The sequence below is a fragment of the Pseudomonas sp. B21128 genome (genome assembly GCF_044218865.1).
In the GTDB taxonomy this organism is placed as follows: domain Bacteria; phylum Pseudomonadota; class Gammaproteobacteria; order Pseudomonadales; family Pseudomonadaceae; genus Aquipseudomonas; species Aquipseudomonas iridis.
The window spans coordinates 3,150,514-3,172,175 of the sequence record NZ_CP162590.1; the positions used below are offsets into that span (position 1 = coordinate 3,150,514).

Genomic DNA, 21,662 nt, shown 5'->3' on the forward strand with positions numbered 1-21,662 from the left:
CGACTGCGCTACTCTCTTGCCAATCTTTTGTGTTGATGTGAATTCATGAGCCAGACCGCGACCATTTTGGTCATCGACGACGAACCGCAGATCCGCAAGTTCCTGCGCATCAGCCTCGTTTCACAAGGCTACAAAGTGCTCGAGGCCGGCACCGGCGCCGAGGGCCTGGCGCAAGCGGCGCTGAATAAACCGGACCTGCTGGTGCTCGACCTCGGCCTGCCGGACATGGACGGCCAGCAAGTGCTGCGCGAATTTCGCGAGTGGGCCACGGCGCCGGTGCTGGTGCTGTCGGTGCGCGCCAGCGAAGGGCAGAAGGTCGAGGCATTGGACGGTGGCGCCAACGACTACGTGACCAAACCGTTCGGCATTCAGGAGTTTCTGGCGCGGGTGCGCGCGCTGTTGCGGCAGGCGCCAGTGGGAGAAGCGCAGCAGGCCGCGCTAAATGTCGGCCCGCTGACGGTGGACCTGGCCTATCGACGGGTGTTGCTTGATGGTGTCGAAGTGGCGCTGACCCGCAAGGAATACGCGGTGCTGGCGCAACTGGCGCGGCATCCGGGACGGGTGATCACCCAGCAGCAATTGCTCAAGGATATCTGGGGGCCGACGCACACCGAGGACAGTCATTACCTGCGAATCGTGGTTGGGCATTTGCGCCAGAAACTGGCGGATGATCCGACCCGGCCACGGTTTATTGTGACAGAGGCGGGGGTCGGGTATCGGCTGGTGAGTGATAACACTGTGTAGTTTTTGTGTGGGCTGGTCCGGCCCCTTCGCGAGCAAGCTCGCTCCCACATCGGAATGCAGTCTCCTGTGGGAGCGAGCTTGCTCGCGAAGGGCGGCTGACAGTCAGCCGAGAACCTCAGGGTTCTCTGTTTTGCTCCTCTTCATACCGATCCAAGGTATCCCGAGCAATTTCCCTTCCCAGCGCGATCAACTCCGGCGCCTTGTAAAACTCGAAAAACCGGCACACCCGCTTCGGCACGTTGATCAGGATGTCCGGCGGATACCCGGCAATCTTGTACTGCGCCAACGAGGTCTGCATCACCTCGAAACTCTGGTTGATCAAGTCCAGCAATGACGCCGGCCCCACGTTATCGATGATGAATGAACCGGTCGCGGATTTCGGTGCGCCTTCGCGCTCCGGGGCGGCTGCCGGTTGCTGGTTTTCCGGTTCGGCGCCTTCAATCCAGGGATTGATTTCAGCGGCCTGTGCGCGCAGCGCTTCCTGTTCCAGTTTCAACATTTTCTCGGCCTGGGTGCGACGGAACGGCATCTTCGAACCGAGCGAATTGATCAGGCTGTCGAACCGCGAGCGGAAGGCGGGCGGGCGCTGGATCACCGGTAACTTGTAATGCCGCTGGTTGGTCGAGTTGAGATTGACCGCGATGATCAGATCGCAATGACTCGACACCACCGGCACGATCGGCAGCGGGTTGAGAATCCCGCCGTCAACCAGCATCCGGTTGCCTTGCATCACCGGGGTGAACAGGCTGGGAATCGCCGCCGAGGCGCGCATGGCCTGATGCAGACAGCCTTCCTGAAACCAGATTTCCTGTTGGTTGGTGAGGTCGGCGGCGACCGCGGTGTAAGGGATACGCAGGTCTTCAATGTTGATATCGCCGACGATCTTGCGGATCTGGCCGAAGACTTTTTCACCGCGAATCGCGCCGAGGCGGAAACTCACGTCCACCAGGCGCAGCACGTCAAGGTAATCCAGGCTTTCGATCCAGTTCTTGTAGTCGTCGAGCTTGCCGGCGGCGTAGATCCCGCCAACCACCGCGCCCATCGAACAACCGGCAATACAGGCGATGTCATAACCGCGTCGTTCGATCTCTTCAATGACTCCGATATGGGCGTAACCCCGGGCGCCACCGGAGCCCAGCACCAGTGCGACACGCTTTTTCATCAAACTTCCTCCCGACAAGATTGCACAATGCACCCATCGGGCAGGGGGCTCAATCGCCGAGGTCGTTCAGCGCGCCGATGACGTCGTTTTTTCGATACTGTGTGACCACTCGGCGCTATCCTTTCGCCATTGCCTATTCATGGGGCGGCAAGGCACTTTTTCTTAGCCTTATCGTCTTACCTGCACGACTGTTGACCTATCTTTGAGGTGTGAGTGATGAAAGCCTGGATCTGTGTACCGTTGTTGGCCCTGGCATTGGCCGGTTGCGCCGGTAAAACCGCTTACCGCGACAGCTGCGGCAGCCAGCTCGACACCGCGTGGCATGAGCTGGACCTGGCCAAGGCCGAAGGCTTTGCCGGCACCGTGAGTTATTCCAAAGCGCTGTCATTGCTGACGGCCGCCAAGACCCAGCAACAATTCGAAGGCTTCGAAGGCTGTGCGAACAAGGCCGAGAAGGCGCGCTTCTATATTCGCGAATCCCGCGCCGGCCGCTAAGCTGCTGACTTGGCACCAGTCGGCTGAGGCGGCGACATTGCAGACTCAGTCGACAGGCTTTTTGAATCAGGGAGCAAGTGATGTCTGCGTTGGTTGACGGCTTGGTGGCTCATGTCATGAGCCTGGAAGTACGATTGCTGGCCTGTCAGGCGCGCCTCACCGCGCGTACCGACCCTGAGGCGCTGCACGATCTGCGCACCACGGTGCGGCGCTTGCGCAGCCTGTTGCGGCCGTTGCGCGGCTTGCCGGGTGTCGAGCAACTGGAAGCCGCGGCGTCGGCGGTCGGCCAGTTGACTACACCGTGGCGTGATCGCGAGGTGCTGGCGGCGTATCTGCTCGAACACGATCAACCTGAAGCCGCCCAGCGGCGCATGGCGCAGATGGCCGAAGCCTATCCGGCGCTGGCGGCGAGCCAGGAAGTGGCCTCGCTGCTGATGATCCTCGACGCTTTCCCGCGCTTCTTGCGTGCCTCGCAGCGTCAGGGCCTGCTCAAGCGTCTGGGCAACCGCATCGAAAAACGCCTCGGCAAACAATGGGAAAAACTCGACGAAGCGCTGCACGATCCGGCCCATGATCGGCATCGCCTGCGACTGCTGATCAAGCGTGTGCGTTATGGCATCGAAGCCTATCCCGAATTGGATCGCTTGCCCGAGTCAGCGCTGGAACGGCTGAAATCCGCGCAAGGGGCCTTGGGTGATTGGCACGATTGCTGGCAGTGGCTGGCGCGGGCCGAGCTGGAAGCGGACCTGCAGCCATGCGTCGCGACCTGGCAGGCAACGATGATCAAGGCTGAAGCCAAGGCTGATCGGGTGCTCGAAAAGCTCAGCGCAACCTGCTTCAAATAAATTGAATGCACACGAACCCCTGTAGGAGCAGCTTTCGGCAGCTCCTGCAGGGGTTTTTCATTGGGTTTGAAATCGGTGTAAGGCCTATCTGTCTGGCTATTTGACCGGAATAGACGCTGCGGCGCTCTGCGTGGCTGGTTAAGATCCCGGCATTCATTTTTGTTTTCTGAGGTTGCCATGCGCTTTAGCGATCTGCTTGATGCGGTCCGCCGCGACTCGACGCTGACTATCCCTGCCGAATGGGGTCAGGGCCGCGCGAGTTTCGGTGGCCTGGTGGCTGCGCTGCAATTCGAGGCCATGCGCGCCAGGGTGCCGGCGGATCGCCCGGTGCGTTCGCTGGCGATCACCTTTGTCGGCCCGGTCGAGCCAGAAGTGCCGGTTAGTTTTGAAGTCGATGTGCTACGAGAAGGCAAAGCCGTCAGCCAGGTGCTGGGCCGGGCGATGCAGAACGGTCAGGTGGTGACGATCGTCCAGGGCAGCTTTGGTGCCTCACGACCCTCAGAGGTAGCGGTTGAAGCCTATCCCGCGCCGCAAATGAAGCACTGGGACGAATGCCAGGAGTTGCCGTACATCAAAGGCGTGACGCCGGAGTTCATGCGCCATCTGGCGATGCGCTGGACTACCGGCGGCATGCCGTTTACCGGCACCCCATCGCGGCTGATGGGCGGATGGGTACGTCTGCGTGGGGATGTGAAAGAAGAGCCGGTCTGTGAAGCGCATCTGCTGGCGCTGGTGGATGCGTGGCCACCCGCGCTGTTGCCGTATCTGAAAAAGCCTGCACCGGGCAGCACGTTGACCTGGACCATCGAGTTCGTTCAGCCGCTCCGCGACTTGAGTACGCTGGACTGGTGCCAATATCTGGCAGACATCGAGTACGCTGCCGATGGTTACGGTCATGTCGCCGCCAAGCTGTGGAGCGCGCAAGGGGAACTGATCGCCATGAGTCGCCAGACGGTCACGATCTTTGCCTGACGCGATGCCGACGGTGGCGCTCACGCTTCCAGGTGGTGGCCGTGGCGCTGTAAACCCAGCGCCGCGACGATGCCAATTACGCCGATGACTACGCTAGGCAGGCTCAGGCTGAACACGCCGGACACGATCAGCAGAAACGCCACGATGAACAACGGCACTGCGATCAAGTGCAGCACGTGATGGGTCGGATGCTGGTGATTGCCCGGCTGCGCGCGCCATTGCCACGCGGGAAGGTTGGGGTGACGTTTGCCCATGTCTGTTACTCCTCGATCCGTGTTGAACACATGGGTGAAGAATAGGCCGGGGCGTGGAGGGCGGCGAATCAAGCTTGGCTATGAACGCGATAGGCGTCATTGCCGGTTTTGATTTTGAATGTACTGGCGCCTTCGCGAGCAAGCTCGCTCCCACAGGTTTCTCTGGTGTTCACAACATCTGGGTTTTCCACAGATCCCTGTGGGAGCGGTGCCCACTAATTTGTGTCCGCTAGAGATCCCTGTGGGAGCGAGCTTGCTCGCGAAAGGGGCCTCAAAGTTTCAGCTGACCTATCGCCTTGCTCAATTCCCCAGCCAGCGTCGCCAACTCATTGCTGGTCGTCGCCGAATCCACGGTTTGCTGCACGGTATTCTCGGTCACATCGCGAATGCTCACCACCGCCCGATTCATCTCCTCGGCGACCTGACTTTGCTGCTCTGCCGCCACGGCGATCTGCGTGTTGCTCTCACGCATCTGCGCCACCGCTCCCGTGATTTCCGCCAGTGCCTCGCCAGCCTCCTGCGCCTGCTGCACACAATCGTCAGCCTTGTACGAACTCTCCTGCATGAAATCTACCGCATCACGCGTGCCGGCCTGCAACGCCGACACCATGGTGGTGATCTCGTCGGTCGAGGTCTGCACGCGTTTGGCCAGGTTGCGCACTTCATCGGCGACCACTGCAAACCCACGGCCCATCTCACCGGCGCGGGCCGCCTCAATGGCGGCGTTGAGCGCGAGCAGATTGGTTTGCTCGGCGATGCTGTGAATCACGCCGACCACGCCGTTGATCTTCTGGCTGTCCTCGGCCAGCCGTTGAATCATCTGCGCGGTCTGTTGCACGCCGCTGGACAGGCCGGTAATCGAATGCTGAACCCGCGCCACCACTTGCTGGCCGCTGCCGGCGAGGGCATCGGCGGTTTGTGACAGATCGCGGGTGGCGCCGGCGTGCTGGGCGATGTGGTAAACGGTGGCGGTCATTTCGTTGATCGCCGTGGCCGCCTGATCGGTTTCACTCTGCTGGCCGAGCATGCCGTGACGCACTTCGTTCATGCTCGACGCCAGGCGCGCCGCCCCGACATCCAGTTGCCGTGCGGTATTGGCGACGGTGGTGACGACGCGCTGATAACCGGCCTGCATCGCATTGAACGCATTGGCCATCTGCCCGACTTCATCCTTGCCGGCCAGCGGCACGCGGGCGCAGAGGTCGCCGCTTTTTTCAACGTGGAGCATCACGTCTTTCAACGTGTTTAGTTGGCTGAGCAGGAAGCGGATCAGCAGTTGCGAAGCGCCAAGCATGGCAAGCATCAGGATGAACACCGCCACCGCGTAATTGGCGAAGCGCTCCCCGAACACTTGAGTGAGGCTGGGGCCATAAGCGACGACCGCGACTTGCTGACCGTCGGCGCGGCTGAAAACTTCGGCGCCGATCAGCAAGTTGTGGCCGAACAATGGCAGGTGATTGATCGCGTGCCAGCCATTGCTTTCGGTGATCTCCAGCAGCGGCTGATCATTGAGGCGCGGTGCTTCGCCGCGTTTAAACGTCAGCACTTGCTCGGCCTTGGGCAGCGGTTGCCCGGCAGGCCAGGCCTTGAGCAACTGCGCCTGAGCTTGCGCCGACGATTGCGCCGCGTGACTGCGCGCCTGCTGTTCGAGTTGAACGGCATACAGCACCAGCAGCAGGGTAGTGACGAAGGCGACCGCGTTGACGGCCCAGAATTTGTATTTCAGCGAGATATTGCTAAGCCAGGCACCCATGGAGGTCTTCTCTGATAGCGGAAACAGTTTTGGCAAGGTGCCAGCATTGTGCCGCTATGCAGGGGGGCCGATTTGATGTGGGTCAACAGATCCGGTGGTGAATGAAAAAGATGTTCAGGCCAATTCAGGAAGAGCAAAAAATGCCCGGCTACAAGCGGTTGTGTGCGCCGCCAGATCTTCCTCGGTCTCACCCCGATGCAACGCCACCTCACGCAACAGCTCAGTCAAATACGCCGGCTCATTGCGTCCGTTCTTCGGTTTCGGTCGCAGGGTGCGTGGCAGCAAATACGGCGCATCACTCTCGAGCATCAGGCGCCCGCGCTTGATCTCCTTGACCAGCGGATGCAGATGCGTGCCTCGGCGCTCGTCACAGATCCAGCCGGTAATGCCGATGTGCAGATCCAGGTCGAGATAGCTGAATAGCGCCTTTTGTTCGCCGGTGAAGCAATGCACCACGGCGGCGGGCAGTTGATCGCGGAAACCCTTGAGAATCTCCAGCAGGCGCTGACTGGCATCGCGCTCGTGCAAGAACACCGGCAATTGCAGTTCAACGGCCAGTGCCAGATGTTCTTCGAGGACTTTTTCCTGCTGCGGACGCGGCGAGAAATCGCGGTTGAAATCCAGCCCGCATTCACCCACCGCGACCACGCTGGATTCCTTCAGCAAACTGCGCAGGCGTCGGGCGCTGTCAGCGTTCCAGTCACTGGCCGAATGCGGGTGAATCCCGGCGGTGGCGAACAGTCGTTGACCGCTTTCATCCAGCTGCTGGCAGAGTTCCAGCGCCTGCTCGCTCCCCTCGACGCTGGTGCCGGTCAGCACCAGTTGGCACACCCCGGCGGCATAGGCGCGGTCGAGTACGGCCTGGTGTTTGTCGGCGAAACTTGGGTTGGTCAGGTTGACGCCGATATCGATGAGTTGCATGGTTGCTACCTCGGGCCGAAGGCCGGAAAGCATACCAGAGCTGTAGATTCACAAGAAAAGCCAAGAACTACAAAGAGTTATCGCTGTCTTTTGATGCCGCGACACAGCGTGGGTTGGCAGCAATGCCATCACTGTGCCAGTCTCTCGCACGTTGCCAGCGCTCCAGGCGCTCTGTTTTCGTCGGTGATTTCAACCGTTGCGCGGTGATTTCGCCCCGTATCCTTTCCGGAGAGTGGATGATTCGTCCCTCGGTTTTGCTGCTGTTGTGTGCATCGTTGCTACTGCCAATGACGGCGGTTGCGCGTCTGCCCGGGCCGCTACAAGCCGTGCCCGCCGCCAAAGTCCGCGATCTTTCGGAGATTCGCAGCAGCCGCGTGTTGCGGGTGCTGGTCAACCAGAGCCGTAACAGTTCCGGTGAAGTCCAGGGCCAGGCCATCGGCGTCGAATACCATCGCCTGCGTGCCTTCGAGCAATACCTCAATGGCCACGCCCGGGATGGCCAGGAAATTACCCTCAAGATCATTCCCAAAGCCAAGGATCAACTGCTCGGCGCGTTGCAGCGTGGGGAAGGTGATCTGGTGGCGCCCGGGGAATTGCTCGAACTGCAACCGGGTTATGCGGTGGCCAGCAGTGAACCGATCGCCAGCAACGTGCCGTTGGTGCTGGTGGGCATCAAAGGCCAGCGGCGCTACACCAAGGTCGAGCAACTCGCCGGTAAAACCCTCGCGTTGCCCACCGGCAGCGCGGCAGGGGAGGCGATCAGTCAGCTCAATCAAAAACTGGCACTGCACAAACTCGCGCCGATCAAGATCGAGTGGGTCGATCCGACGCTGGCCGTCGAGGATGTGCTGGAGATGGTTCAGGGCGGCATTTTTCACCTGACCGTCGTTGAACTGCCGATTGCCGAGCGCTGGGGCAAGATCCTGCCCAAGCTGCGTGTTGATCGACAACTGGTGATCAGTGAGCCGGGTGAGGAAAACTGGTTCGTGCGCCGCGATGCTTCAATGTTGCGGGCCAGCGTCGACCGCTTCATCAGCGGTTACAAGAAACCCGCAAACGAAGACGCGGCCTTTCTGCGCATTTATCGCCGGCTCTATCAGGTCCACTATCCATTGGCCAAGGCCGACCGTCAGCGTCTGGAAAAACTGCGCCCGACCCTGCAAAAACACGCCGCGGCACAAAATATGGATTGGTTGAACCTGGCGGCGCTGGCGTTCAAGGAGTCGGCGCTGCAGCCCAACGCCCGCAGCGGCCGTGGCCCGACCGGGCTGATGCAGATTACGCCATCCGCCGCCCAGCGCGTCGGCGTGAACAATATCCAGAATCTTGATGCAAACGTGCAGGCCGGGGCCAAGTACCTCGCGCTGATCCGCCGCAAGTTCTTCAATAGCCCCAAACTTAACGAGCGCGAACGCATGGCGTTCACGCTGGCGGCCTACAACATCGGCCCTGAGCGAGTGCAAGGCATGCGCGCCGAAGCACGGCGTCGTGGGCTCAATCCCAATCAGTGGTTCTTCCAGGTCGAGCGCATTGCCATGGAGCAGGTGGGAATGGGTGCCGTCAGCTATGTTAATAGCGTGAACAAGTATTACTTGGCGTTCGATCGGGAGCGGGAGTCGTTGGAGCCCGGTGGACAGAAAGTTGTCTCACGTAAATAATCAAATAAATCGATTGTTATGGCGCAATATTTGCGCTTTAAACATGAAAATAACTGATTAATATAGCGGCCAACCCACACACACTTTCGCAAAACAAGGAACTCAGCATGAGCTCTCTGATCAACAAGGTACTGTTCACCCGCGCTGGCTATGGCCTGACCATCCTGCGCATCGTGGTCGGTGTGATTTTCGCCGCACACGGCGCACAAAAACTCTTCGGAATGTTCGGTGGGTATGGACTTGCTGGTACCGCGCAGTACATGGAGAGCCTGGGTCTGACGCCGGGTTACGCCATGGCCGTTCTGTCGGGTGGTACCGAGTTTTTCGCTGGCCTGGCGCTGATCATCGGCCTGCTGGTCCGTCCGGCAGCCTTGGGTTTGACCGTCTTGTCGCTGGTGGCGATCTTCACCGTGCACATCAGCAACGGTCTGTTCATGGCCAACAACGGTTACGAGTTCGCCTTGGCTTTGCTCGGTGGCAGCCTTGCGGTGCTGATCGAGGGCGCCGGCAAGCTTTCGGTGGATCGCGCCATCGCCGGTTGACCGCTCTGGCTCAAGCAAAAGGCCCGCATTGTGCGGGCCTTTTTTTGTTGTGGTTGATTCTTGACACTGATCGGTCACGTTCTCTAGGATGTTGCCCATGCGCCGATTTAAACAGCTACTTGCGGGGCGCCAGGTGACTCGATCAGTCACCGTCAGAAGCCGGAACAGGGCTTCGAAATACCGCTAAAGCGCTGGTTCGGTGTTGCCTCTCACCTGCCATGCAGACTTTTGAGGCAGAGACACGACCAATGAATGCATTACGCCCTCCAGCACGTCCCGCGCCGATCACGGCACATATCACCCAGCGCAATCCAAAAATCCTCCTTGGTGGTAAACATCAGCCGACGCTGTTGCGTTATCTCGATGGCTGGCCACGGCGCAGCGGCGGTCCTGCCGCGTTCCTGATCCAGTTCGTTGAGGACGGCGAGTCGCTGACGCGTTTTGCCAGTGACAGTTTCGATCTGGCGGTGATTCAGTCACCCAGTCAGGAAGAGGCCTCTGAAATGATCAGGCAACTGGTGCGAGTCGCGCGGCAGGGGCTGATTACCCGTCGCTGATCGCGCTTACGGGTAATCGATCGCCACGATGTAAACGCATTGTTCGCCGGTCGGAGTTTGCACACGCACTTCGGCATCCAGCGCCTTGCCAATCAAAGCGCGGGCCAACGGCGAATCAATGCTGATCAAACCCAGTTTCAGATCCAGTTCATCCGGGCCAACGATGCGGTAGCGCGATGGCTTGCCGTCTTCGTCCTCGATGGTGACCCAAGCGCCGAAGTAGACCTTGTTCGGATCGCTGGGTTTTTCGCTGACAACCTTGAGTGCTTCCAGACGTTTGGTGAGGAAGCGCACACGACTGTCGATTTCGCGCAGCATCTTCTTGCCGTAGGTGTATTCAGCGTTTTCCGAGCGATCCCCCTGAGCCGCCGCCTCACTGACCGATTGCGTCACTTGCGGGCGGCGCACGTGCCACAACTCATGGAATTCGGCGCGCATCCGCGCTTCACCTTCAGGGGTGATCAGCGCGGTGCCGGCGGTGCGGGGAGGGCGATAACGGCTCATGGCAACTTCTTGTGGTGACGAGCGCTTGAGTCTATCAACCCTCGCGCAACACTGTCAGCGGACTTGCGTTGAGTGCCCGGCGCGTGCCGAACACACCGGCGCCGCCGATCAGCACTGCGCCAATCAGCGGTAGCACCAGCAGCCACGGATGCGGATGCCACGGCAGATCGAACGCGTAGCGGTACAGCACCAGACTCACCACTTCCGAGCCAATTGCCGCGAGCAGCCCGCTGACCGCGCCGAGCAGGCCGAACTCGATGCGCCGAGCCTTGATCAGCAATTGCCGCTCCGCACCCAAGGCACGCAGCAGCGCGCCTTGGCGAATGCGTTCATCCAGCGTCGCTTGCAACCCGGAAAACAACACGGCCATGCCCGCCGCCAAGACAAACAACAACACATATTCCACCGCCAGGGTGACCTGGGCGAGGATGCTGCGCAGCTGTTCAAGCAAGGCTTCGACCTGAAGAATGGTTACCGCCGGGAAGGCGCGCGACAGTTCGACGATCTGCTGGTCGTGACCCGCGGCCAGATAAAAACTGGTCAGGTAGGTCGCTGGCAGATCCTTCAATGTGCCGGGCTGAAAGATCATGAAGAAGTTCGGCTGGAAGTTGTCCCAGTTGATATCGCGCAGGCTGGTGACTTTCGCTTCGCGATTGACTCCGCCAACACTGAACACCATGTGATCGCCCAGCTTGAGCTTGAGGCTCTCGGCAACTTTGCCTTCCACTGACACACCCGGTACATCACCGGTTGGCTGGTCGGTCCACCACGATCCGGCCGTTAGTTTGTTGCCGGCCGGCATATCCGCGGCCCAGGTCAGGCTCAGGTCACGTTGTACCGCGCGGTCGCCGGCAGAATCCTTGCTGACGATTTGCTGCACCGGCTCACCGTTGATGCTGATCAGCCGCCCCGGCACGACCGGGTACAGCGGCGCCGCTTGCGCAGACACCTTGATCAGATGATCGGTGAACGCCTGCTTGTCCGCCGGCAGAATATTCAGGGCAAAGTAGTTCGGCGCGTTTTTTGGCAGCTGGTTTTGCCAGGTGTCGAGCAGTTCGCCACGCAACAGCGCGATCAATGCCATGGACAACAAAATCAAACCGAAGGCCAGCGATTGACCCGCTGCGGCCAGTGGGTGGCGCAACAGTTGGCCGAGGCCCAGACGCCACGGCAACGATGCACGGGCGAGCATCCGCCGCAGGCTTTGCAGCAACAACAGCAACAGGCCACCCAGCACCAGCGCAGCGACGACGCCACCGCCGAGCAGTGCGAACGTCAGCAGCAGATCAAGGCTCAGGCGCCACATGATCAGGCCGAGAGCGCCCAACGCGGCGCCGTAAACCATCCAGGTACTCGATGGGATCGGCAGCATGTCGCGGCGTAGCACGCGCAATGGCGGTACACGACCCAGAGCGGCAAGCGGCGGCAGGGCGAACCCTGCCAGCGCCACCAGCCCGGTGCCGATCCCGGCGATGGCCGGAAACAGGCCGCCCGGTGGCACATCACTCGGCAACAGATCATGCAGCAGCGCAAACAAACCCAACTGTGCCAACCAGCCAAGCAAAGCGCCGCTGAGGCTGGCGAGCAGACCCAGTACCGTCAGTTGCAGGCTGAACAACACCATGGTTTCGCGGCGTGACAAGCCGAGGCAACGCAGCAACGCACTGGCATCGAAACGACGGCTGGCGAAGCGATTTGCCGACAGAGCGACGGCCACCCCGGCCAGCAACACCGCGACCAGACTCGCCATGTTCAAATAGCGCTCGGCTTTGCCCAACGCGCCACCAATCTGTCGGTTGCCGTCGCGGGCATCCTGAATCCGCTGGTTCGCCGCGAGCCCCGGTTTGATCAACTGTCGATAGGTTTCCAGCGCTTGCGGCTCGCCGCGCCACAGTTCGCGGTAGCTCACCCGACTGCCGGGCTGCACCACTGCGGTGGCGGCAAGATCGTCGAGATTGATCAGCACCCGCGGCGTCAGGCTGTAGAAGTTGCCGGCGCGATCCGGCTCGTAGGTCAGCACCCGGGTCAGCTTCAATGTCTTCGAGCCGACATCGATGCTGTCGCCGATCTTCAGATCCAGCGCAGTCAGCAGACGTGCCTCGACCCAGGCTTCGCCCGGTTGTGGTTCGCCACCGGACTCTTCAGTGGCGAAGGGCGCCGGGGCGCTTTTCAGTTCGCCGCGCAATGGATAGGCGCGATCAACCGCTTTGATACTCGACAACTGAATGCCGTTGTCGGTGGCGATGACGCTGGAGAACTCCACCACTTGCGCATGGTTCAGACGCAACTCGGTGCCGCTCCTGATCTGCTCCTCACGGGCCGGTGAACTGCCTTCAAGCACCAGGTCTGCGCCGAGAAACTCGGTGGCACGCAACATCATGGCGCCGTTGAGGCGAGCGCCGAAATAACCGATGGCGGTACTCGCCGCCACCGCCACGACGAGGGCGAAGAACAACACCCGCAATTCTCCGGCGCGGGCATCGCGCAGCAGTTGGCGGATGGCGAGACTGAACAGACGCAACAGCGGCAGACGTGCCATCAAGGCTCCAGAGGGGCGACCAACAGCCCGGCTTCAAGACGGATCAGACGCCGGCAGCGATGGGCCAGGCGTTCGTCGTGGGTCACCAGCACCAGAGTGGTGCCGCGTTCCTTGTTCAATTCGAACAGCAAGTCGCTGATGCGCTCGCCGGTGTGGCTATCGAGGTTGCCGGTGGGTTCATCGGCGAACAGTACGTCAGGTTCGGCAGCAAACGCCCGGGCAATCGCCACGCGTTGTTGCTCGCCACCGGACAATTGGCGCGGCGAGTGCGTCAGACGCTGGCCGAGGCCGACCCGTTGCAGCAATTGGGTGGCGCGCTCACGGGCGTCTTTGCGGCCATCGAGCTCCAGCGGCAGCATGACGTTTTCCAGGGCATTGAGGCTGTCGAGCAACTGGAATGACTGAAAGACGAAACCGACGTGCTCGGCTCGAATGCGCGCGCGCTGGTCTTCGTCGAGACCGCTCAGGGCCTGGCCGGCCAGCGTGACTTCGCCGCTGCTGGGCAAGTCGAGCCCGGCGAGCAGGCCCAGCAGGGTGGATTTGCCGGAACCGGACGCGCCAACGATGGCCAGGCTGTCGCCCTTGTTCAGTTCCAGGCTGAGTTCGTGCAGGATAGTCAGTTCACCTTCCGCGCTGGAAACCACTTTGCTGAGGTTCTTCGCGGTGAGAATGCTTGCGCCCATGGAGAATCCGATGCGTGTATGGTTTTTGAGTGCTGGCCTGGCCTTGATGTGCATGGCCCAGAACGCAGCGGCGGGTACTGTCCTGATCGTTGGCGATAGTATCAGCGCCGGTTTCGGCCTGGATACCCGTTTGGGGTGGGTGTCGTTGCTAGAGCGACGGCTTGAACAGGAGGGTTTCGACGATAAAGTGGTCAATGCCTCCATCAGCGGCGACACCAGTGCCGGAGGCCAGGCGCGGCTGCCCGCGCTGCTTGCAGAGCATAAGCCTGATCTGGTCATCCTCGAACTGGGCGGCAATGACGGCCTGCGCGGAATGCCGCCAACGCAATTGCAACAAAACCTTGCGGCGATGATCGACAGTTCGCGACAAAGCGGCGCGAAGGTGCTGCTGCTGGGCATGCAGCTGCCGCCCAACTATGGCAAGCGCTACACCGATGCGTTCGCCGAGGTTTACGGCAAACTCGCCGACGACAAGAAAATCCCGCTGGTGCCGTTTTTCCTCGACGGCGTGGGCGGTCATCCGGAGCTGATGCAGGCCGATGGTCTGCACCCGGCGGCCGGGGCTCAAGGCAAGTTGCTGGAAAATGTCTGGCCGACGCTGAAACCGCTGCTTTGAGGCTTTTCTAGCGGCAGGCTTTCGGCTAATGTGGCGCCCCCTTAATCGGAGGCCCCGATGTCGCGTTCTGCCTGGTCCCTTTTTGCCTATCAACTGATCGAGCCTGACGAGCAGCTGGATCTGTTCGCCTGCCAGGAAGTGCGGGTGCATCTGGTGACCCGTCAACTCGAACTCGGTGGCTCGGCCGATCGCACCTTGTGCGGCAGCCTGCTGCCGGCGCAACCGCGCTGGTCGAGCGTGGATCGCCGGGTGTTTCAGGACCAGCGCCTGTGCTCGCTGTGCCGGGCGATTCTTGAGTCGCAGAAGCGCGGGACTTCGCCGATCTGGCCCGAGTTGCGTTTCGAGCTTTAAGAAAAAAGAGCGCAGGCACGGTCTATCGGCCTGTCTCCCCGAATATTCAAAGTGCAGTGTACAATCGCGCTCTTATACCCTTGATGATCATGCGAAGGATTTTCCGGATGTTGCCGCGCTTTCCTGCCGTCACCCGCTGCCTGTCACTTGCCGCCCTGTGTGTGGCCGGCCCCGTTGCTGCATTGGAGCTTCCCCTGCCACCACCCGGTGAAGACATCGTCGGCCAGGTGCAAGTGATCAAAGCCAAGTACGAAGACACCTTCGCCGATCTGGGCACCACTTACGATCTGGGCTATTCGGAAATGGTCGCGGCCAACCCGGGCGTCGATGCCTGGCTGCCAGGTGCCGGTACCGAGATCGTGCTGCCGACGCGTTTCATTCTGCCGCCGGGCCCGCGTGAAGGTATTGTCATCAACCTCGCCGAATACCGCCTCTATTACTACCCCAAAGGCCGGAACGTGGTGTACACCTTCCCGCTGGGTATCGGCCGTGAAGGCTGGGGTTCGCCGATCGCGCACACCACCATCATCGCCAAAACCCCTAATCCGACCTGGACGCCCCCAGCGTCGATCAAGGCTGAACACGCCGCTGATGGTGATCCGCTGCCAAACGTGGTGCCGGCCGGTCCTGACAACCCGCTGGGCCCGTTCAAGTTCACCCTGGGCACGCCGGGTTACCTGATCCACGGTTCGAACAAGAAGTTCGGCATTGGCATGCGCACCAGCCACGGTTGCTTCCGCATGTTCAACAACAACGTACTGGAAATGGCCGGCATGGTGCCGGTCGGGACTTCGGTGCGCATTCTCAATGATGCGTACAAGTTCGGTCGCAGTGGCGGCAAGGTCTATCTGGAAGCGCACACGCCGATCGACGACAAAGGCAATCCGTCAGTGGTCGACAAACACACGGCGGTGATCAACGCGATGCTCAAGCGTGAAGACATCACTAACAACCTGCGCATGAATTGGGATGTGGTGCGTGATGTCGTCGCAGCCGAAGATGGCCTGCCAACCGAAATCGGTACGCCTGGCACCTCGGCGCCGATGGTCTCCAGCGCTCCGCTCGATCTGCAGCAGTAAGCTCAAACAAAGAACCCGCCGATGCGTGAGCGTCGGCGGGTTTTTTATTGCCCGGACAAAAGCATCCGGCACAAAAAAGCCGACCCAAAAAATGAGTCGGCTTGATAACAATCCCGAAGGACTATTACTTGCGGCTAGCTTTTTCCAGCATGCGCAGAGCACGCTCGTTAGCTTCGTCAGCAGTCTGTTGTGCTTTTTGAGCAGCAGCCAGAGCTTCATCAGCTTTACGGTAAGCTTCGTCTGCACGAGCCTGGGAGCGAGCAGCTGCGTCTTCAGTAGCGGTCAGACGTGCTTCGGTTTCTTTCGATGCGCTGCTGCAACCGGTAGCCAGAACTGCGGCCAGAGCCAGAGCAGAGAATTTCAGAACGTTGTTCATCGTGTTCCCCTTCAAGGACTTTCAATTAAGTGGCTGTCTCCTCCGATTGAGGAAATAGCCGGCGTACATACTACCCATTACTTGTAGTAAGTAAACTGACGTAAGGCAAGAAGCAAAAAAAATTGTAGGCGCTGATTCTTTTTCGAGCAACTTTTAACTGCGCTGTTTAAAAAACACTCAGCTGCAAGCCCCGCGCTGAGCGAGTCAATCAGAAAAAGTTCCCGTCGTGGCGTATTGTTTTTGCAGTGTTGGCTAGAGTCTTTCTAGATGAATTCGTCCACACTTTTGTTCCGATTTTGCGCGCTGCTTCGCTTATCTTTGTCCATGTTGAGGTGACTTTAAAAAAGGTTGCACGTCTTAAGTCTCAACATCCGGCAATGTTCAGGTAAGCGGCCAGGGAAGATCTTCTCCCAAACCGTCCCTGCGTCCATCGGAGCAACCCGCGTCAACCCGCTTGATGACGAGCGTACCTTGAGCAATTTTGCCAATGGTGCCTACTATTTATCAGGTGCTCGGTTGTACGAGATCGGTGTGTCTCTTCTCGGTGTCGATCAGGCACGGGGTGGCGTAGATGTTCCTTCGCCGGAAAAACATCGGTAAGGTAGGGGTCAGAATCCAAGACCCGCGAGGAGTAGTGATGAGCGAGGCGTTGTCCATCCACCATGACCAGGCTGGTCATCAGTTCGAGACCAATGTGGACGGTCATCGTGCCTACCTGACCTATATGGATCTGGGGAAACAGACCCTGGATATCTATCGCACTTTCGTGCCCAACGCCTTGCGCGGTCGTGGCATTGCGGCGGCGCTGACCGAAAGCGCGCTGCAATATGCCGAAGAAATGGGCTACACGGTGATTCCATCCTGCTCCTACGTCGAGCGCTACATGGAGCGTCACCAGCGCCGCGCCGCAAAGATCTGAATCGCACACACAAAAACGCCGGGCAATGCCCGGCGTTTTTTTATGCCTGTAAAACGCGTATCAGCTGCGCTGGCGTTTTGGCAGAACATCCTTGAGCTTGGCGTGCATGCTGCGCAGGGTGTTTTCAGTAGCGGACCAGTCGATGCAGGCATCGGTGATCGACACGCCGTATTGCAGATCGGCGAGGTCTTTCGGAATCGCCTGGCAGCCCCAGTTCAAGTGGCTCTCGACCATCAGGCCGATGATCGACTGGTTGCCTTCGAGGATCTGGTTGGCGACGTTTTCCATCACCAGCGGTTGCAGGGCCGGATCCTTGTTGGAGTTGGCGTGGCTGCAGTCGACCATGATGTTCGGCTTGATCTTCGCCTTGTTCAACGCCTGCTCGCAGAGCGCAACGCTGACCGAATCGTAATTCGGCTTGCCATTGCCGCCACGCAGCACCACGTGACCGTAAGCGTTGCCTTTGGTGGTGACGATCGACACGCCACCTTCCTGGTTGATCCCCAGGAAACGGTGCGGGCTGGAGACCGACTGCAAGGCGTTGATCGCCACGGTCAGACCGCCATCGGTGCCGTTCTTGAAGCCGACGGCCGAGGACAGGCCTGAAGCCATTTCACGGTGAGTCTGGGATTCGGTGGTGCGCGCGCCGATGGCCGACCAGCTGATCAGGTCCTGCAGATACTGCGGGGAGATCGGGTCGAGGGCTTCGGTCGCGGTAGGCAGGCCTTTTTCAGCCAGGTCCAGCAGCAGCTGACGACCGATGTGCAGACCGTCCTGGATCTTGAACGAGTCATCCAGGTACGGATCGTTGATCAGGCCTTTCCAGCCGACGGTGGTCCGCGGCTTTTCGAAATACACGCGCATGACCAGATACAAGGTGTCGGAGACTTCCGCGGCCAGCACCTTCAGGCGCTCGGCGTATTCGTGGGCAGCCTTGATGTCGTGGATCGAGCACGGGCCGATCACTACGAACAGACGGTGGTCGGTGCCATCAAGAATGTTGCGAATGACTTCGCGGCCCTTGGTGACGGTGCGCAGGGCGGCGTCGCTCAGAGGGATATCACGCTTGAGCTGATCAGGTGTGATCAGGGTCTCGTTAGAGGCGACGTTTAGGTCGTTGATCGGTAAATCAGCCATCGTTTACTCGTCAGGTCACGGGTGCCGGCCGCCAGCGATCCCCGCGCGGCGGAGCACAGCGGATTTAAGCGCGTCGGGGAGCGGAACCTTAGCGCGTCAGGCGCTGCTCGACAATGGGCAAACGCCGCTTTAATCCAGCACTGGCAGGGTAAAAGCCTTGCTCACGCTGTCGTGGGAGAACTCGTCGGCGTGTTGTTCGACCCATTGCAGGGCCACCGCTTGAATATTCTGCAGGCCATCGTGGGCGTCGTTGATGCGGCAGTAGCGTTCAATCTGACACACCTGCTCACCCATTCGTGCACTGAACAGCGTCTGTTCGTCGGTGAAGGCGATGCCCACCAGATAACCTTTTTTGCGGCGCAGGCACCACGCCACATAGCCCGGAAAACACATGTCGGCGTTGAGTGTCGGCAGGCGTACTTGCAGCGCCGTGCCATGGCGCCAGGCGCGGTGGTAATTGCAAGCGATGCCGCCGAGGCTGATAGTGTGCAGCTGTTGCCTGGAAATACATTCGGGCGTGAGCAACGTCAGTTCAACCGGTACTTCGTCCGGATGAGGAATGAAACGTCCCATGAGCACAGACTCCCTGTGTCAGCCATTTGACATTGTTTCCCCCAGTATAGTGGTCGAATCCGAACTGACCGATTTCGACGCCGACCAAAGGCTGTTGGCGATGAGCGGCGTTTCGCTGGTGATTTTCACCAGCGTCGGCTGCGCCAGTTGCCGCTTCGCCCGCGAAGTGTTGCCGAAATTCACACTGGCGGTGGATCGTCTGTGCTGGATCGATGCAGGCAACAACGGCGGTCTGGTCGAGCGTTATCAGGTCTTTCATTTGCCGGCGCTGTTTGTCGTGCGCGACGGCGAGTTCTTTGGTGCATTGCACACGCGCCTGACAGCTGACGCACTCAACACGGCATTGGCGCAGGCACTGGGTCGAATTGCAGAGGAGTTGCCATAAATGGGGACAATCAACAAACCGGTGGTGGGAATTATCGGCACCGGTGCGATCGGCGGGTTCTACGGGTTGATGCTGGCGCGGGCGGGGTTCGATGTGCACTTTCTGTTGCGCAGCGAGTTTTCTGCCGTCGCCGAACGTGGCTTGCAGGTGGACAGTGCGGTACATGGCCCGCTCAAGCTCGATCCGGTGCAGGCCTATTCGGCAGCTGAAGACATGCCAAAATGCGACTGGCTGCTGGTCGGCGCCAAGACCACCAGCAATGCCGGGCTGGCGCCATCGATCATGGCGGCGGCCAAGCCAGGCGGGAAAGTGCTGGTGCTGCAAAACGGTCTGGACGTCGAAGACAGCCTGCGTGAACTGTTGCCTGACTCCCTGCATCTGCTCGGCGGTCTGTGCCTGATTTGCGTGCATCGCGACGGCCCGGGTCTGATCACCCATCAGGCGCTTGGCGCAGTCAACGTCGGTTATCACAGCGGCCCTGCCCCTGATGACGCGGCGCGCATGGCCATCGTCGAAGAGGGTAGCGGGTTGTTCCATGGCGCTGGCATTGATTCCCAGGCGATGCCCAATCTGCATCAGGCGCGTTGGCAGAAGCTGATCTGGAACATTCCCTACAACGGTCTCTCGGTGTTGCTCGGCGCAGGTACCACGGCCCTGATGGCCGATGCTGACAGTCGCGCGCTGATCCAGGCGTTGATGGCCGAGGTTGTGCAGGGCGCCAAGGCGTGCGGCCAGGACGTGGCACCCGGTTACGCCGACTTCCTGTTTACGATGACCGAGAAACTGCCCGACTATTGGCCGAGCATGTACCACGATTTTCTGCACAAGCGACCGCTGGAACTGGAGGCCATCTACGCCCGGCCCCTGGCGGCGGCGAAAGCGGCAGGATGTGAACTGCCGCGCATCGAAGCGTTGTATCGAACATTGAGTTTTATTGACCGACGCAACACGTGAGTCGGTTTTCTGCGCAGGGCGGGGGAAGGCATGGCGAAAAACATTGATGACAAACTGGTGCTGGCGATTTCGTCGCGTGCCTTGTTCGACCTGAGCGAGAGCCACAAGGTCTACCTGTCGAGCGGCGTCGAAGCCTACCGGCAATATCAGATCGAACACGAAGACGAGATCCTCGCGCCGGGTGATGCGTTCCCGCTGGTGGAAAAACTCCTGAACCTGAACAGTCGTCTCGGCCGTGCACGGGTCGAAGTGATTCTGGTGTCGCGCAACAGCGCCGACACCGGATTGCGCGTCTTCAATTCGATTCACCATTATGGTCTGGCCATTTCTCGCGCGGCGTTCGTCGGTGGGCGCAGTCCTTATCCTTACCTCAAAGCGTTTGGTTGCGACCTGTTTCTCTCCACGCATGCCGAAGACGTGCGCGCTGCGCTGGATGCCGGTTTCGCGGCGGCGACGATTTTGTCCGGAGGCGCCAGTCGCGCGGCCAGCGATGAATTGCGCATCGCCTTCGACGGTGACGCCGTGATTTTTTCCGACGAGTCGGAGCGGGTTTATCAGTCCGGTGGGCTCGAAGCATTCCAGGCCAAGGAACGAGAGTCAGCGCGTGAGCCATTGCGTGGCGGGCCGTTCAAAGGTTTTCTGGCAGCGCTCAATCTGTTGCAGCGCGAGTTCCCTGACGACGACTGCCCGATCCGCACGGCGCTGGTCACCGCGCGTTCGGCGCCGGCCCATGAACGGGTGATTCGTACCTTGCGTGAATGGGACATCCGCCTCGACGAATCCCTGTTTCTCGGTGGCCTGACCAAATCGGCGTTTCTCGAAGCGTTTGCCGCCGACGTGTTCTTCGACGATCAGGCCGGTCATTGCGAACTGGCCCGGGAAGTGGTCGCCACCGGCCATGTGCCCCATGGCATCAGCAACGAGCCGTCGATCTAAAGCCCTGTGCTTCAAGACGTTGCGTCGCCCGTCGTACTCGTCAAGGCACTGCTAAGCTGAATCAAATCTCCGCCATGTTGGCTTGCCAGGAGGTCATATGATTCGTTCGATGCTGTATGCCACTGACCTCGGTCTGTACGCACCGTTGGTGATGCAGCATGCCTTGGCGTTGGCGCGAACGTTCAATGCCGATCTTTACGTGGTTCACGCGGTGGAGCCGATGGGGCTGTTCGCCGAATCGGTGTTGCAGAGTTATCTCGACGAGCAGGCGTTGAACGAATTCCATAGCCAGGGTCTGAAAACAGTCATCGCCAATATCGAGCAGCGCGTACTGGAGAGTTTTCGCGAAGAGCTTGGAGAAGAGGGCGAGCAGGACTTGCAGCGGATTCGTGCCGTGCGCGTGGTGCAGGGTGATCCGTCACAGGTAATTCTCGACCAAGTACAGAAACTCTCTGTCGATCTGCTGATCGTAGGAAGCCACAGCCACGGGGTAGGCGCGGAAACACCATTGGGGCGCACGGCGGCGCGGGTCCTGCAATTGGCCAAAGTCCCGGTTTATCTGGTGCCGTTGGTGGAGCGGCGGCGGCGCGAAGATCGCTGAGGCAGGAATAATGGCGCTTCGACAAAAAAGTTCTAGATTTATTCTTTAAACCATTAATATAGTTATATACCGTCGCTGATGCCCGTGGCGTCTACCTGCTTTGAGG

At 60.0% G+C, this 21,662-nt stretch carries 24 protein-coding genes and 1 pseudogene; 15 read left to right on the forward strand and 10 right to left on the reverse strand.

What is annotated here, in order from left to right:
* The first annotated feature begins 45 nt into the window (after nucleotides 1–45).
* Nucleotides 46–744: a response regulator gene (locus AB4P91_RS14030; RefSeq protein ID WP_395603023.1), complete on the forward strand. Its 699-nt coding sequence runs from the start codon at nucleotides 46–48 to the stop codon at nucleotides 742–744.
* Nucleotides 745–859: 115 nt separating this feature from the next.
* On the opposite strand, the gene AB4P91_RS14035 is transcribed toward AB4P91_RS14030, so the two are convergent.
* Nucleotides 860–1,906: a patatin-like phospholipase family protein gene (locus tag AB4P91_RS14035; protein ID WP_150593129.1), complete on the reverse strand. Its 1,047-nt coding sequence runs from the start codon at nucleotides 1,904–1,906 to the stop codon at nucleotides 860–862.
* 216 nt (nucleotides 1,907–2,122) lie between these two features.
* Between AB4P91_RS14035 and AB4P91_RS14040 the strand changes: the two genes are divergently transcribed.
* The 3 genes from AB4P91_RS14040 to AB4P91_RS14050 all read left to right on the forward strand — a co-directional run bounded on the left by AB4P91_RS14040 (nucleotide 2,123) and on the right by AB4P91_RS14050 (nucleotide 4,218).
* Complete coding sequence (locus tag AB4P91_RS14040; RefSeq protein WP_042560325.1) at nucleotides 2,123–2,401, forward strand: hypothetical protein; 279 nt, start codon at nucleotides 2,123–2,125, stop codon at nucleotides 2,399–2,401.
* 80 nt (nucleotides 2,402–2,481) lie between these two features.
* Complete coding sequence (locus tag AB4P91_RS14045) at nucleotides 2,482–3,246, forward strand: CHAD domain-containing protein (RefSeq protein WP_395603024.1); 765 nt, start codon at nucleotides 2,482–2,484, stop codon at nucleotides 3,244–3,246.
* A 177-nt stretch (nucleotides 3,247–3,423) separates the two neighbouring features.
* Nucleotides 3,424–4,218, forward strand: coding sequence for an acyl-CoA thioesterase II (locus AB4P91_RS14050; RefSeq protein WP_150593131.1), 795 nt, complete (start codon nucleotides 3,424–3,426; stop codon nucleotides 4,216–4,218).
* A 23-nt stretch (nucleotides 4,219–4,241) separates the two neighbouring features.
* On the opposite strand, the pseudogene AB4P91_RS14055 reads toward AB4P91_RS14050, so the two are convergent.
* The 3 genes and pseudogenes from AB4P91_RS14055 to AB4P91_RS14065 all read right to left on the reverse strand — a co-directional run.
* Nucleotides 4,242–4,472, reverse strand: a pseudogene (locus AB4P91_RS14055) (terminase); the annotation flags it as partial.
* Between the two features lie 271 nt (nucleotides 4,473–4,743).
* On the reverse strand, nucleotides 4,744–6,225 hold the full coding sequence (locus AB4P91_RS14060) for a methyl-accepting chemotaxis protein (protein ID WP_395603025.1): 1,482 nt from the start codon (nucleotides 6,223–6,225) through the stop codon (nucleotides 4,744–4,746).
* Nucleotides 6,226–6,339: 114 nt separating this feature from the next.
* On the reverse strand, nucleotides 6,340–7,146 hold the full coding sequence (locus AB4P91_RS14065; protein ID WP_395603026.1) for a TatD family hydrolase: 807 nt from the start codon (nucleotides 7,144–7,146) through the stop codon (nucleotides 6,340–6,342).
* Nucleotides 7,147–7,382: 236 nt separating this feature from the next.
* On the opposite strand from AB4P91_RS14065, the gene AB4P91_RS14070 reads away from it, so the two are divergent.
* The 3 genes from AB4P91_RS14070 to AB4P91_RS14080 all read left to right on the forward strand — a co-directional run bounded on the left by AB4P91_RS14070 (nucleotide 7,383) and on the right by AB4P91_RS14080 (nucleotide 9,903).
* Nucleotides 7,383–8,804, forward strand: a complete 1,422-nt coding sequence (locus tag AB4P91_RS14070) for a transglycosylase SLT domain-containing protein (protein WP_150596209.1) — start codon at nucleotides 7,383–7,385, stop codon at nucleotides 8,802–8,804.
* A gap of 107 nt (nucleotides 8,805–8,911) precedes the next feature.
* Nucleotides 8,912–9,346 carry a DoxX family protein gene (locus tag AB4P91_RS14075; protein WP_047302390.1) on the forward strand — a complete coding sequence of 145 codons (435 nt, stop codon included), beginning with the start codon at nucleotides 8,912–8,914 and terminating at the stop codon, nucleotides 9,344–9,346.
* A gap of 248 nt (nucleotides 9,347–9,594) precedes the next feature.
* A complete protein-coding gene (locus AB4P91_RS14080) occupies nucleotides 9,595–9,903 on the forward strand; it encodes a class I SAM-dependent methyltransferase (protein ID WP_150686776.1) in 309 nt (102 codons plus the stop codon).
* 6 nt (nucleotides 9,904–9,909) lie between these two features.
* Here AB4P91_RS14080 and greB read toward each other — a convergent pair whose 3' ends face one another.
* The 3 genes from greB to AB4P91_RS14095 are packed head-to-tail and all read right to left on the reverse strand — an operon-like array spanning nucleotide 9,910 to nucleotide 13,629.
* Nucleotides 9,910–10,407 carry a transcription elongation factor GreB gene (greB, locus tag AB4P91_RS14085; RefSeq protein ID WP_150593135.1) on the reverse strand — a complete coding sequence of 166 codons (498 nt, stop codon included), beginning with the start codon at nucleotides 10,405–10,407 and terminating at the stop codon, nucleotides 9,910–9,912.
* A 34-nt stretch (nucleotides 10,408–10,441) separates the two neighbouring features.
* A complete protein-coding gene (locus tag AB4P91_RS14090; protein WP_395603027.1) occupies nucleotides 10,442–12,946 on the reverse strand; it encodes an ABC transporter permease in 2,505 nt (834 codons plus the stop codon).
* Nucleotides 12,946–13,629 (reverse strand): ABC transporter ATP-binding protein, encoded by a 684-nt coding sequence (locus AB4P91_RS14095; protein WP_150593137.1) that lies wholly within the window; start codon nucleotides 13,627–13,629, stop codon nucleotides 12,946–12,948. The genes AB4P91_RS14090 and AB4P91_RS14095 overlap by 1 nt, the downstream gene beginning before the upstream one ends.
* A 10-nt stretch (nucleotides 13,630–13,639) precedes the next feature.
* Between AB4P91_RS14095 and AB4P91_RS14100 the strand changes: the two genes are divergently transcribed.
* From AB4P91_RS14100 to AB4P91_RS14110, 3 genes are all read left to right on the forward strand, one after another.
* Nucleotides 13,640–14,245 carry an arylesterase gene (locus AB4P91_RS14100; protein ID WP_395603028.1) on the forward strand — a complete coding sequence of 202 codons (606 nt, stop codon included), beginning with the start codon at nucleotides 13,640–13,642 and terminating at the stop codon, nucleotides 14,243–14,245.
* Between the two features lie 57 nt (nucleotides 14,246–14,302).
* Nucleotides 14,303–14,596 carry a hypothetical protein gene (locus AB4P91_RS14105; protein WP_007908575.1) on the forward strand — a complete coding sequence of 98 codons (294 nt, stop codon included), beginning with the start codon at nucleotides 14,303–14,305 and terminating at the stop codon, nucleotides 14,594–14,596.
* A 107-nt stretch (nucleotides 14,597–14,703) separates the two neighbouring features.
* A complete protein-coding gene (locus tag AB4P91_RS14110; RefSeq protein WP_150593143.1) occupies nucleotides 14,704–15,675 on the forward strand; it encodes a L,D-transpeptidase family protein in 972 nt (323 codons plus the stop codon).
* 124 nt (nucleotides 15,676–15,799) lie between these two features.
* On the opposite strand, the gene oprI is transcribed toward AB4P91_RS14110, so the two are convergent.
* The gene (gene oprI / locus AB4P91_RS14115; protein WP_003183784.1) at nucleotides 15,800–16,051 is read right to left on the reverse strand and encodes an outer membrane lipoprotei OprI; all 252 of its coding nucleotides are present in this window, start codon (nucleotides 16,049–16,051) and stop codon (nucleotides 15,800–15,802) included.
* A 637-nt stretch (nucleotides 16,052–16,688) separates the two neighbouring features.
* Between oprI and AB4P91_RS14120 the strand changes: the two genes are divergently transcribed.
* Nucleotides 16,689–16,970 (forward strand): GNAT family N-acetyltransferase, encoded by a 282-nt coding sequence (locus tag AB4P91_RS14120; RefSeq protein WP_003226804.1) that lies wholly within the window; start codon nucleotides 16,689–16,691, stop codon nucleotides 16,968–16,970.
* A 60-nt stretch (nucleotides 16,971–17,030) separates the two neighbouring features.
* Here AB4P91_RS14120 and AB4P91_RS14125 read toward each other — a convergent pair whose 3' ends face one another.
* Nucleotides 17,031–18,107, reverse strand: coding sequence for a 3-deoxy-7-phosphoheptulonate synthase (locus tag AB4P91_RS14125; RefSeq protein ID WP_042560279.1), 1,077 nt, complete (start codon nucleotides 18,105–18,107; stop codon nucleotides 17,031–17,033).
* Between the two features lie 129 nt (nucleotides 18,108–18,236).
* Nucleotides 18,237–18,680, reverse strand: coding sequence for a PilZ domain-containing protein (locus AB4P91_RS14130; protein WP_042560278.1), 444 nt, complete (start codon nucleotides 18,678–18,680; stop codon nucleotides 18,237–18,239).
* Between AB4P91_RS14130 and AB4P91_RS14135 the strand changes: the two genes are divergently transcribed.
* The 4 genes from AB4P91_RS14135 to AB4P91_RS14150 all read left to right on the forward strand — a co-directional run bounded on the left by AB4P91_RS14135 (nucleotide 18,679) and on the right by AB4P91_RS14150 (nucleotide 21,556).
* A complete protein-coding gene (locus tag AB4P91_RS14135; RefSeq protein WP_150596207.1) occupies nucleotides 18,679–19,065 on the forward strand; it encodes a co-chaperone YbbN in 387 nt (128 codons plus the stop codon). The two genes, AB4P91_RS14130 and AB4P91_RS14135, sit on opposite strands and share 2 nt — an antisense overlap.
* A complete protein-coding gene (locus AB4P91_RS14140; RefSeq protein WP_395603029.1) occupies nucleotides 19,066–20,019 on the forward strand; it encodes a putative 2-dehydropantoate 2-reductase in 954 nt (317 codons plus the stop codon).
* A gap of 30 nt (nucleotides 20,020–20,049) precedes the next feature.
* Nucleotides 20,050–20,955: a 5'-nucleotidase gene (locus tag AB4P91_RS14145; protein WP_042560275.1), complete on the forward strand. Its 906-nt coding sequence runs from the start codon at nucleotides 20,050–20,052 to the stop codon at nucleotides 20,953–20,955.
* Between the two features lie 97 nt (nucleotides 20,956–21,052).
* Nucleotides 21,053–21,556, forward strand: coding sequence for a universal stress protein (locus tag AB4P91_RS14150; RefSeq protein ID WP_122591981.1), 504 nt, complete (start codon nucleotides 21,053–21,055; stop codon nucleotides 21,554–21,556).
* Nucleotides 21,557–21,662: the final 106 nt, after the last annotated feature.